The 12,318-nt window shown below is 35.7% G+C and carries 14 protein-coding genes; 1 reads left to right on the top strand and 13 read right to left on the bottom strand.

All coding sequences use genetic code 11. The features are described 5' to 3' along the window. From H9L01_RS07600 to H9L01_RS07570, 7 genes are all read right to left on the bottom strand, one after another. Positions 1-1,926: a V-type ATP synthase subunit I gene (locus tag H9L01_RS07600; RefSeq protein ID WP_187533361.1), complete on the bottom strand. Its 1,926-nt coding sequence runs from the start codon at positions 1,924-1,926 to the stop codon at positions 1-3. Then, entirely contained in the window at positions 1,913-2,233 is a 321-nt protein-coding gene (locus tag H9L01_RS07595; protein ID WP_187533360.1) for a hypothetical protein, read from the bottom strand. The genes H9L01_RS07600 and H9L01_RS07595 overlap by 14 nt, the downstream gene beginning before the upstream one ends. A gap of 13 nt (positions 2,234-2,246) precedes the next feature. Beyond that, on the bottom strand, positions 2,247-2,852 hold the full coding sequence (locus H9L01_RS07590; RefSeq protein WP_187533359.1) for a TetR/AcrR family transcriptional regulator: 606 nt from the start codon (positions 2,850-2,852) through the stop codon (positions 2,247-2,249). Positions 2,853-2,987: 135 nt separating this feature from the next. Continuing rightward, entirely contained in the window at positions 2,988-3,818 is an 831-nt protein-coding gene (locus tag H9L01_RS07585) for a PRD domain-containing protein (RefSeq protein ID WP_187533358.1), read from the bottom strand. Then, positions 3,805-4,257 carry a PTS sugar transporter subunit IIA gene (locus H9L01_RS07580; RefSeq protein ID WP_187533357.1) on the bottom strand — a complete coding sequence of 151 codons (453 nt, stop codon included), beginning with the start codon at positions 4,255-4,257 and terminating at the stop codon, positions 3,805-3,807. Before H9L01_RS07580 ends, H9L01_RS07585 begins: the two co-directional genes overlap by 14 nt. 3 nt (positions 4,258-4,260) lie before the next feature. Then, positions 4,261-5,100, bottom strand: a complete 840-nt coding sequence (locus H9L01_RS07575; protein WP_187533356.1) for a PHP domain-containing protein — start codon at positions 5,098-5,100, stop codon at positions 4,261-4,263. Between the two features lie 14 nt (positions 5,101-5,114). Then, positions 5,115-6,542, bottom strand: a complete 1,428-nt coding sequence (locus H9L01_RS07570) for a PTS transporter subunit EIIC (protein WP_187533355.1) — start codon at positions 6,540-6,542, stop codon at positions 5,115-5,117. Between the two features lie 228 nt (positions 6,543-6,770). On the opposite strand from H9L01_RS07570, the gene mnmM reads away from it, so the two are divergent. Next, positions 6,771-7,283 (top strand): tRNA 5-(aminomethyl)-2-thiouridylate-methyltransferase MnmM, encoded by a 513-nt coding sequence (gene mnmM / locus H9L01_RS07565; protein ID WP_187533354.1) that lies wholly within the window; start codon positions 6,771-6,773, stop codon positions 7,281-7,283. On the opposite strand, the gene H9L01_RS07560 is transcribed toward mnmM, so the two are convergent. The 6 genes from H9L01_RS07560 to H9L01_RS07535 form a co-directional block, all read right to left on the bottom strand. Beyond that, positions 7,240-7,752, bottom strand: a complete 513-nt coding sequence (locus H9L01_RS07560; protein ID WP_187533353.1) for an NUDIX hydrolase — start codon at positions 7,750-7,752, stop codon at positions 7,240-7,242. The genes mnmM and H9L01_RS07560 overlap by 44 nt on opposite strands. Before the next feature lie 200 nt (positions 7,753-7,952). Next, the gene (locus H9L01_RS07555) at positions 7,953-8,945 is read right to left on the bottom strand and encodes a LacI family DNA-binding transcriptional regulator (protein ID WP_187533352.1); all 993 of its coding nucleotides are present in this window, start codon (positions 8,943-8,945) and stop codon (positions 7,953-7,955) included. 3 nt (positions 8,946-8,948) lie between these two features. Further along, on the bottom strand, positions 8,949-9,887 hold the full coding sequence (locus H9L01_RS07550; protein WP_187533351.1) for a hypothetical protein: 939 nt from the start codon (positions 9,885-9,887) through the stop codon (positions 8,949-8,951). Continuing rightward, on the bottom strand, positions 9,880-10,326 hold the full coding sequence (locus H9L01_RS07545; protein WP_187533350.1) for a hypothetical protein: 447 nt from the start codon (positions 10,324-10,326) through the stop codon (positions 9,880-9,882). Before H9L01_RS07545 ends, H9L01_RS07550 begins: the two co-directional genes overlap by 8 nt. Positions 10,327-10,374: 48 nt before the next feature. After that, on the bottom strand, positions 10,375-11,697 hold the full coding sequence (murC, locus tag H9L01_RS07540; RefSeq protein ID WP_187533349.1) for a UDP-N-acetylmuramate--L-alanine ligase: 1,323 nt from the start codon (positions 11,695-11,697) through the stop codon (positions 10,375-10,377). Then, positions 11,684-12,316 carry a hypothetical protein gene (locus H9L01_RS07535; RefSeq protein WP_187533348.1) on the bottom strand — a complete coding sequence of 211 codons (633 nt, stop codon included), beginning with the start codon at positions 12,314-12,316 and terminating at the stop codon, positions 11,684-11,686. The genes murC and H9L01_RS07535 overlap by 14 nt, the downstream gene beginning before the upstream one ends. Between the last annotated feature and the right edge of the window lie 2 nt (positions 12,317-12,318).

Genomic DNA, 12,318 nt, shown 5'->3' with positions numbered 1-12,318 from the left:
TTATAACTCCTTTTCTAATTTGATATATGTTGGATCTGCAACAAAATTCTTAAACGGCTTTCCGCCACCAATAAAGAATTTACCGAAAAACTCAACATATGTTAAACGTGCTGAATGCACATAAGAACTTAAACCACTAATTAAGAGGTTGAAAGTATGACCGATTACAAAGATAATCACTCCGGCAATCACACCAATCACTCCCATACCACTAACCATATCTACCATCATATTAAAGGCAACACCAATCGATGCTCCCGCTAAACCTAACGCCATCAAACGTGAGTATGAAACAACATCACCGAGATAGTTGGTTAGACCATAGAGACTGTAGAGTCCACCTGCAGCTTTACCCCCTATTGATTTAGCATTTCTACCGTTAGTAAGAACAATACCTACCATACCAACAATCATTGCAATTTTTGCTGGATCTTGATATTGAACAAGTGCATCCGTAAAGAGTTGTGTCACAAGTACACCAACTCCTACTAAAGTAAGATACCAGAAGATGACATCATAAAGTATGTAACGTTTCTTATAGTCTCGATAATAAATATATCCCTTAACACCAAGACCTACAAACAGATGTACAACACCAAACATTAATGCCATGATGAGAACCCGATTGTAATCGTTATTAATATCAATAATAGGTGTTAGCGGTACAAGACCTCCGAAGAATGAGCCATATATCAGTCCCCAGAATATTGTTGGAACACTAACATAAAGTAAGAGACGAACCATGTCCTCTGTACTTGGTTTTAATGTTACTTTCTTTAAAACAAAGAACATCGTAATTGCCATAACGATTCCATACCCCGCATCTGCTAACATCATTCCGAAGAAGAATGCATAGAATGGCGCAAAAATTGGTGTAGGATCAAGTTCATTATATTGAGGCTGTGAGTACATATTAGTAATCGGTTCAAACGCTCTTGCGAAACGTTTGTTACGAAGTTTAATGGGGACCTCACGAGAATGTACCGGTGCAGGAGTGCACTCAAGATCATAAGCTGATTGAGTCGCCTCATCAATAATTGCTCGGAATGTCTCTTCCTCATCCGTTTCAATCCACCCTGTCAAACAAGTGACATGTTCTGTACACATGAATTTTAGTTTTTCTTGCTCTCGTAATGCTTCATTACGAAGTGCTTCATAATGGGCTTGTAAAATTTCTGTATAGAGACTAACCTGTGAAAGTAATTCTTGCTCATTCTCACGTTTATCTAAAATAGTTTGTAGTGTAATTTTCATCTTCGTTACGATATCTTGGATATGTAATGAAGCTGATGAACGATATTCAATATCATACTTATCAGCAATAATCTTCACCGTTTCATAATGCTCTGATGAAGGTAAAATAATAAATACTGCATATTGATCATTCTTTTCAAATTTATGCATGAAATAGATTGAATCTAAACGTTCTAACTCATGTAACATTTCATTCACATTCTCAGCCGGTACATTTCCAATAATTGGCTTTTGTTCAATCAAGTCTTTGATTTCACCACTTGATAAACGACGCTTTCTCAGTGGGCTGTGATGTGTAAATTGTTTAAAGGCTCTTTTATCCTGTTCATTAAACTCTAAGAATAAATCCGTAATGCCATCCAAACTGTGTTCTAAAGTTAACGTCTCTAATTCTGAAAAATCCATAGCTTGAATTCCTAATTGATTAAAGCGCGCTTTCTTTTTATTTTTCTTATCAATATTTTTCAATTTCTTTAAAATGGTTTGTATATGTTCCTGTTTCTCTGAATTTGCCTCAAAATTATAAGTTGACTCATATCTTGAGAAGCCATCTATCGACCCATCAAATTCAGAAAACATTACGGATTGGTATCCCTGAAATCGTTTCATTACTGAGTCAACATCACTATTTTTTATGAAGAGTTTATATTCGCTCATTTTAACAATCGCCAAACTCAAACACCTCCCTAACAATTACATCGAGTGCTTCTTTATGTTTTTGCTCAAAAATCTCTGCAACTTCTTTTTTCTTAAGCTCACATATTTCTTCAAGTTTTGCTTGTTCATCCAATGCATTATTTCTAGCCTTTTGATTCAGTTCTTTTTCATAATCTTCAAGTTCTCGATATAACTCTGCACTGTCTTGATATCCTTGTGCTCGATAGTCACTGATGATATCATCATAAACTTGTGTTAATTGTTCTACAGTATATTGATATTGTGTTTCTGCAGCAACGATTTTTTCTACTTTTTCTTCCAAAACCTCACCCTTTCTAATAAAAATTGGTTAGATAACTATCGGAACGTTCATATAAAGAATGAACTGGCAGTCCTAAGGATTGTTCCATGATATCTGTAATCTCAATTCGAGTTAACCTTCTCATTTTCATTAAGTCATAGAGACCTTCCAAAGTAACAACAAACATCAACTTAGGATGTAAGATTTGGAAATATCCCTGTGATTGACCTTCTTCAATAAGATCATCAAGAATCTTTTCTGAAAAACTAAGATAGCGTTTATGAAACAAAGCAATAAGATATGCATCGTCTTGCATGAGATGTGCTTGTTGAAGACCATGATAAGGATGAATATCAGAAAATGTGTTTAATAAAATTAATACTTTATCTAAAACATCATATTCTTGATGACTCAAACTTTCATTTAAAATTTCAATTTGATCTTTACACAAATCTTCGACGACTGCTTCAAGTATTTCATCTTTTGATTTGAAATAATAATAGAGTAACCCCTTTGCAACACCTACCGACTTCGCAATCTGAGTAACCGATGTTTTTTCAACACCCTTCTCAACGAATAATGCAAATGCTGTTTCAATAATCTCTTGTTTTCTTATTTCGGGTAATTTATGTTCTGCCATAGTTCCAACTCCAATTTTTTAAATTATAAAACAGTATTGACCATTAGTCAATTAAGAATTTTCACATACTATTACACATTTAATCATGAAAGCCCTTCATATAATAAAAAACCGGACACGATCCGGTTTTCTATTTTAGTTAAGATTTAGCCGCGCTAAATGCAACATTACATACGCGAGTTCTTGGTGATTAAGTGAGCAATCAAGGTTTGATTCAATAATTTTTAAAATCGTCTCCCCAAGTTCACGGTGCTGAGAATATTGCTCGATTATAACCTCAATGCCCTCAATTTCTGTGAAATCTTCTTGTTTTAAAACTCGTTGAATTAAAAATTTAATATGAATAATAAATCGTGCATAATTTAAAGAATTGCGATCTAACTGAAACGACTCAGTTTGTTCCAGACAGTCGACAACATCATAGACAATTGCATTTAGATGTTTAACATACGATGTTTCTTGGTCACTTTGCATTGAATGAACATATAGAGTCAAGAAGTCAATTTCTGCATCTGGCAACACGATGGAAAGCTTGTTTTCGATATCCTTCGCAATCTTAACCGAACAATCATAACTTTCTTTATACAGTATTTTTGTTTCACTGTGGAAAGGGTTTCGAATGTTTTCACCGTGTTCAATACGAATTAACATTGCGGAAATGTGATTCGATAAAGATTTAAATGTATCTTCTAAACCATCCACTTCGGTGTGTTCTCCAATAATATTTAAAATTTCAGCAGTTTTTCTTACAATCAATTCAGGTTGTGCACTTTGATTTTGAAAATCTTGATCTGAAATTAACTGATATGTTTTTTCGACAGCCGTATGTTTGGAAATACTTTCACCTTGACTGCGTTTAAAACCGATTCCTTTCGCAATGATCATCATTTCATGATCACCATCTTTCACGAGAAGGCAGTTATTACTTACGACTTTCAAAATTTTATAGTAATTAGGATTCTTCATAAATCGTTACGATGGACTCTTGTCCCATCACGACTTCTGATGCACCTGATAATTCAATGCGTTGTCCTGAAGTAAAGACAACTGGAATTACAGTGTCAATGTTATTCGCTCTAAAAATATCAAAATCAACATCAAGTAATTGTTGTCCCGAGCTAACACGGTCCCCTACTTTAACACATTGACGAATGGCTTGATCTCCTAATGTAAAAGAGTTCAACCCGACATGAATCAAAACTTCAAATCCTTCATCTGTGGTTATCCCTAAGGCATGACCCGTAGGATAAATCATGGTAACCTCACCACTAAGTGGCGCGCTAACAACGCTCCCACTTGGAAGAAAAGCACATCCATCTCCCATCATCTTTTCACTAAAAACGGGATCACTCACCTCTTGAAGTGAAATGATTCTTCCATCACATATTGCTTTAAATGATTCCATAAACTAATCCTTTCGAATCCAATCAAACAGTTCATCCATCTCAACATCCTTCGCCAAATGTACGCCTATCGGAATACACTTAGATAGTCGATGAAAATCACTACCACCACTACCAATCATTTTATGTTGACGGTTATAGTTCATAATTTCTAAACCTGCTCGCATCGATGCAGATGGATGAAAACACTCAATACCGTCGATATTAGCACTGCGTACCATTTCAAACAAGTCATTGAGATCTTCAACCCCATACTCATAAGGATGCGCTAGAATTGCTTTGCCACCTGCTTTATGAATAAGAGCTACAACCTCATTTAAAGAAGGATAGGTATCCGCCTCATTAATAAAGTAAACGGACTCTGGATTACACAATCCTTTCCTGAAGAATGACTTATATGTAGTGAATTCAAAGCCTTCATTATGCTCTACAAGATTGTGGTAAACTGTTTTCTTTGAAATTCCTTTTTCTATTTTTTCTAATTTTAAATTGTCTGATAAAATCAGGCCTTGTTTGTTAGCAATTTCTACCAGTCGATTAAAGAGTGTTGTTTCAATTAACTTGAGATTAGCATCACTAAAAAATTCCTGATACCACGTGTTGATAATGTTAGGATCCACATCGTATCCCAATACTTCAATAATTGTTCCTTTGTAGGATGTCGCAATTTCAGTACCTACATGAAGACCACGAATATTTTTATAATCAATTTTAGTATAAGCTAAACAGTGATTGTGATCGGTTATCGAGAATTCCTCAATCCCTTGGTCTTTGACTCTTCGTATGAGTTCATACGGTTCAAATTCTCCATCACTCTCACATGTGTGCATATGCATATCAAACATAGGTTCACCTTCTTCTATTCACCGAATATTTCAGTAATTCTGTCTTCATTATAGCCAAAGAAATACGTGAAAACAAATCCACCTGCATAAGCAACAGCTAATCCAATCAGATATTGAAGTTGATGCCCGGGATTCATAATAAGTGGTGCAAGTACACCGGATACACCTTGTGATATAGCTCCAACTCCAAGAAGTGAAATAACGGCACCACCAAATCCCGAACCAATACATGCCATTACGAATGGTTTCATGAGTGGCAAGGTTACCCCGTACATCAACGGTTCACCAATTCCTAAAATCCCTGCAGGTGTTGAGGCTAAGATTGCTTTTTTCAAGCGTTCATTTTTTGTACGTACATAGAGTGCGAGAGCAGAACCAACTTGTCCACCACCTGCTACCATTAAGATTGGTAGTAAATAGTTAACGCCAGCCGTAGGTCCGTCTGGATTATTAAGCATTGTATGAATCGGTGTAAATGCACGGTGAAGACCGACGGATACAAGTGGTAATTGAACCGTAGCTAAAATGAAGCCACCAAATGCCCCCATTGTATTAAAGATAAAGTCAGCAGAAACAAAGATTCCATTCGTCAAGAATGCTCCAAATGGTTGAATGATTAGAAGTGAAGCAAAACCACCAATGATTAAAGTTAAAAGTGGTGTTACAAACATATCTAAAATATCCGGAACAAACTTACGGATAAATCTTTCAAGATAAGCAAATGCTATCCCTGTAAACACCGCCGCTAAAATCCCACCAGCAGCAGGATTAAATTGTTCGTTAGTTAGTGGTAAAAGGATTGCTCCACCCTCACCTACTTTTTTAAGAAGTGGCATGGCAGCATTAGAAATTGAGAGTGCACCACCAATACCCCCTAAAATTGCGGAACCCTTATATTCTTTGGCCGCATTCATCCCAACAAAGATTGGTAAATATAGGAACAATGCCCAACCAATGGTCATTAAGAGTGCATACCACCATTCATTCACATAAGCATTGTTTGTATAAACGTTTAAAGCTTTCGTAATACCATTGATTAATCCTGCACCGGCAATCCCTGGTAATAACGGTAAGAAGATATTTGCAAAACTCTTAAAGAAGCGTTGCACTGGGTGCGTTTGCTTTGCTTTGATGTTAGCTTTATTTTCTTTAGCAATTGCTTCTAAATCAATTGGATCCTCAGTGACGTTAAGATGTGTTAATTTCGCAACCTCATCACCAATTTTTGTTACTTTCCCCGGTCCAAATACAATTTGTAGCACATCTCCATCTACAACTCCTAAAACATCATCCATACCTTTGATTGTTTCAATATCAATTTTCGAAACATCTCTAAAAGTAAGATGGAGTCGTGTCATACATGTTGCATTGGTAAGCACATTCTCTGCACCACCTACAGCATCTAAAACTTGTAATGCTATCTCCTTGTTACTTAACGCCATATTTTCTCCTCCTTGCGTGTATAATAAAAGCCAGAAAAAACTCTCAAAGAGTCCTTTCTGGCTAATGCTTTTTCATCACACGCCTATAGCACCTCTATCTTACATATAAAAGGTATTAATGTCAACGCTTTCATCATTATCTAATTAACACAAATTTAATCACAATTTGATACTTTTAGTTTCTTTCGAGTAAAACCTGTTAGAATGAATATATCGCGAGGTAAACTAATGAATCATAAAGAACAATACCATCAATGGATCCAACAATTTATCACAAGAAATTCAACTGTTATCGATATGACTTGTGGTAATGGCTACGATACGTTATTCTTAGCGCCACTTTCAAAAAAAGTCGTTGCTATCGATATCCAGATAACCGCTATTGAGAACACTAAGGTACGCACACAAAATTTTGATAATATTGAATACATTAACAACGACCATTCACAGGTTGATTATACAAAATATGCGCCTATCGAAGGCGCATTATACAATTTAGGCTATTTACCTGGAAGTGATAAATCAATTATCACTGAAGCTTCATCAACTGTTGAATCATTGAAAAAGCTGATTCCAAATATTCAAAGTTTTCTGGTGATTTCCTGCTATCGAGGACATCCTGGCGGAAATGAAGAGTACCTTGCAGTAAAAGCATATATTGAAAGTTTAAATGCAAAGGTAATCGTTCTTGACTACCCTACTCCTTTGAGTCCCGTAACATTTTGTATTGATTTAACATAAATAACTCTCGGTCATGAACCAATTGGTTAACCCCTTCAAGAGGTTTTGAAAGAATTTCAATCCATTCTTCTACTGACTTCCATTCAACGCCTTCAAAGAAAATTTCTTCAGCATCTGTAAGATTTACAGATGTTTTTTCTTTTAAATTACAGATAAAATAGTGATGGACTGTAATAACTTCAAGAAGGTTATATCGGTTAATGATTGAACCCATATAACTTTCAATCTCGCAATTATAACCAAGTTCTTCTGATACTTCTCGTTTGATTGCGTCTTCACGACTTTCACCAAATTCAATGCCACCACCGGGACTCTCATAGTGATCACGTGGTCCAAAGATATCTTCCGCTTTGATATGAATCAACGCTATTTCATCTGTCTCATTTTTTACAAATGCACGGGCAGTTTTTCGAATTGTCGAAAAGCCAGTATTGGGATAAATTGTGTCATACAATTCGTTTAGTAACATACGATAAAACCCTTTCTATAAAAGAAAAAGACGCTATCCGCGCCTTTCAATGAAGTTGTTGTATCATCAAATATCTTGGGTGGGGGGGTAAAGACTATTTGATGACCAACAGGCCATCTCTGACCATGTCTAATATTACACTGTATGAAAGATAAAGTCAACAAATTCACCCTTTAAGTAAAATAATTTTTTACTATTTTTTATTTTGTTGATTGACGTGGTGTATAGAGGTAACTAAGTTCAATTTCTTTATCTTCAACCTCATCTTCATTTAACATTTTTGTAAGTACACGCATCGCTACTGCACCAAGATCATAAGATGGAATTGCGAAGCTTGATAGACGAGGACGAACCATAGAATTATACTTAGAATCAATTAAACATACGAGTTCTAAATCATCTGGAATTGAAAGTCCGCGTTCGTGTGCAGCATTCATTGCTGAGATTGCTTGTGAATCACGGTTAGCAATTAAGAAGTTGTAGTCTAAATTCTCGATATTATCAAGGAAGTAGTCATATGAACGACGGTATTCTTGAGGAATTTCGATATATCCTTCATCTTCAATTCCCATTTCTTTATAAGCTTGTTGGATTCCACTTCTCATTTGTGCAGTCGTGAAATCATTTTTACGGTCTTGGATTACCGCAACACGATATTTCTTGTCTTGTTGTAGTTTTTGAAGTGTTAGTTCATAAACTGCTTTTTCAATATCAACAAAAACTGAAGAAATTTGTTGGTTTGACATTCTGTTTCCAATAACAACAATTGGGAATTGGTATTTATTAAGTTCAATCAATTCTTGATCCATCAGTTTGTCGTTATAAATAATAACACCATCAACGCGTGATTTAATAACATCGTCAATAACATCTTTAATATCAACAATACCTTCTGTCATTGTATGAAGCATAATATTATATTTATAAATTTTCGCAACATCAATGAGACCATTGATAATTTGACCTGTATAGCCGAAGCTTGCTTCAGGTACTAAAAGAGCAATCGTCGTTGTTTTTTGTAGTGCAAGTCCTTGTGCTACTGCATTGGGTTTGTATCCTAATTTATCAATCGCATCTTCGACTTTAACACGTGTTTCCTCACGAACGATTTCTAGTCCGTTAATAACACGTGACACTGTCGCCAGTGATACGCCTGCTTCCTTAGCAACATCATAAATAGTTACTCTTTTCATCAATTAATTGTCCTCTTCTTTAACTTCTTCTTCAAGTGTTGATTTTATATCTTCCACTTTGTCTTCTGCCTCGTCCTTGATATTTTCAACAATATCTTCGGCCTTATCGCCAACTTCGTTAACATGGTCTAATGCTTTGTCAACGACTTCTACATCTTTATCGGATTCAAAGAAATCTTGTACTTTTTCTAGTTTTTCTTTGATATACTCATTACTTTTATTAAGCAGAGTCAAGGATTCTTCCTCAATATCTTCTGCAGCATCTTCAACGTCATCAACTGTGATATTAATGAATTTAACCGCATCATCACGGACTTGTTCTCCAGTATCATGAACTTCTGTTTCAAAATCTTTTTTCTTAGCATCTTGTTTATCGAGCCATTTTGCAAGACGATCAGATCCTTCTTTTACAAGGCGTCCTCCTGCGTCAAGAGCATCTTTTGTTTTTTCTTTAACAGTTTCTGTACCACGAGTAACATTTGGGTGGTTCATAAACTCATCTAACCCATCTGTTGCACGTTTGAATCCATCTGAAGTTTTTTCCTTCAAACGTTCAAATGATGCAAATCCTTCAACTTTAGAAACAGCTTCTTTAGCTGATTCATAAACACCTGTAGCAAATGAAGTAACATCTTCTAAGAATTCGCTTTTATCTGATGCAGAATTAATAATATCTAAACTTGAAGAAACGATTTGGCGGTTCTTTTTCAAGAGTTGTTCTGCACGTGCTTCAACAAGTTCTTTATTTTTAAAATCTGAGATAATTTCTAAAGAACGTACGTTCATATCATTTATCGTTGCGAGAGTCTTATCTCTAAATGTTAGTAAACGGTCTTGATCAGACTTACGAGCAATAATTTCGTTACTTTTATTATAAAACTCGTACACGATATCATCAATTTGGTATACTAACTCGTTTAATACATCATCATATTTACTCATAAATTCCAAAATCCTCCTCTTTCTCTGTTTTTGTTTCCATTTCGACATCGACATCCATCTCGACATCTTCATTACCATTTTTACGTTTTGCGCGCGCTGATTGTTTTTTATCAACCGTGTCCGCAAACCAATTTACAACTGCATCTGAGTGTTTCATAGCAAATGATGCGACAGTGCTTACTGCACCAACTGCGGAATCATTCACCATATCTACAGTGCGGGAGACATTTGTGATTGTACTTAGTGGTTCTTGAAGTTGATCAACAGATGATTGTGTTGAATCTAACACTTGATCCACCTTTTCAATCGTAGTTGGTAAGTTTTTTACCACCTTTAACACTTGATAAAGAATCATTGCTAAAATAATTAAGCAGACAACACCTGCAATGGGCAATAGAATTGTCGCTGTTTTACTCAGTTCATTTAACAAAGCATCCATGAATTCACCTCTTCTATCTATTAATTATAACGCTATCTGAAAATGTTTTCAAGAATTGAAACGCATTTTCAATGCATCCTTAAGATCATATATATCTTTTGAGCTCATAAAGACATAGACTGCTGGTGCATGAGATGCAAGTAAATCTAAATCATGATCATTTAGCTCAACAATTTTACTATTTGGAATACGATCTTGTAAGTAGGTAATATCGATATCAATTCCTTCTTCTTGATCGTCAATACTTGTAAACGGGCAAAGATATACTTCATCCGCAATCGAAAGTGCTGATGCAAACTCGTCTACAAAATAATGAACCCGTCCAACACGGTGTGGTTTAAAAATAGCGACAATCTTACGATCAGGGTAACGTGTACGTGTTGCTTCTAGCGTAACGCGAACTTCTGTTGGGTGGTGCGCATAGTCATCAATGTAAACATTTGTCGCATCTTCGTCGACAACATAACGGCGTTTCGCACCTTTAAAACTTTGAAGTCCTTTTTCAATCATTGCAACATCGATGTTTTCATAAACACCAACAGCAATAACGGATAAGGCATCCAACACCATATGATCACCAACAATTGGTAAATCAAATCGGCCGATATTCACACCGTCTTGAATCACATCAAAACGAGTACTATCGGTAAGTTTTTCCATATTCGTTGCAATGAAATTATTACCTTCGTTAAAACCATAAGTCCAAATCTTATGATTAAGATTGAGTTCTTTATAATGTGGGTCATCTCCCCAAATTACAAGCAATTCTTCAACATTATCTGCAAAGGCTTCATATGCAGAAAGGTAATCTCTAACATCTTTAAAATAATCAACATGATCAATTTCAAAGTTTGTCATAATTGCCACTTTAGGCTTATATGCTAAGAAGTGGCGTCTAAATTCGCACGCTTCAACTGCAAAATATTCATCATTTGGGATTAACTCACCACGGCCATCTCCAATAAGATATCCAACATCTTTCGATTCACTTAGCATATCTCTTAAAAGTGTCGTTGTTGTCGTTTTTCCATGTGATCCGCTGACTGCAATAGATCGGTACCCTTCCATCAGTTTTCCAAGATATTCATGATAACGGTATGTTTCGACCGTTGGGTTTTCATGAGCTGCCACAACTTCCTCATGGTCATCTCCAAATGCATTCCCAATAATAACAGTCATCCCATCTTTGATATTATCTTTGTTAAAACTTAGGATTGGAATGTTGATTTCTCTGAGTGCATCCTCAGTAAAGAAGTGTCGGTCAATATCAGATCCCAGAACATCATAACCAAGTTGATGGCATATACGTGCCATCGAAGCCATTCCAGTTCCTTTAATTCCTATAAAATATACTGTCTCATTCTTCTTCATTTTCGAATCCTTCCAAGTAGTCATATAATGAAACCTGTACTTCTTCTTGATTTCTTTCTTCAGAAATCATTTCTGAAACATCAAGATTCAAGAGTGACTCATCAATTTCAACCGTTTCATCTTCAATCTGAACAGCACCATACATAGGGCTAATCACTGAAGTCACTGGTTTTTTCTTTTTAGCTTCCGTACTTACCGAAGACTTCAAAGGTTCTGTAGAACTGGTTGGTCCTCCGTAGATTGGACTAATAATATCTTTAGGTTGATATGTAGACTGACGGCGTTCAAATTTGTTTTTGGAATCTTTTTCTTTAGAATTCTTAGGTTGTGATTCGAGTGCAAGATTATCGTCAGCTGTAATCATTACTGTCTTACGAGGTTTTGCAGATTCTTCAGGATCGATATTAATTTCTACCTTTTCAATTTCTTGAACAGGTTTGGGTGTATAAGTTCTTACCGGTTCTGAAACATTTCCCGTTTGTAAGTTATCTGTTACAGGTTTCTTAGGTGTAAGAGGCTTAAGTTGTGGGATATTGAGATCATCCTCTTTATCCTCAATTTCCTCTTCAATAATTATTTCTTCTTCCTTAAATAGAAGTGATGCGATTTTTTTAAACATTC

The organism is Erysipelothrix inopinata, assembly GCF_014396165.1.
GTDB classification, from domain to species: Bacteria; Bacillota_I; Bacilli_A; order Erysipelotrichales; family Erysipelotrichaceae; genus Erysipelothrix; species Erysipelothrix inopinata.
This window is presented reverse-complemented; position numbering and strand designations above follow the sequence as displayed.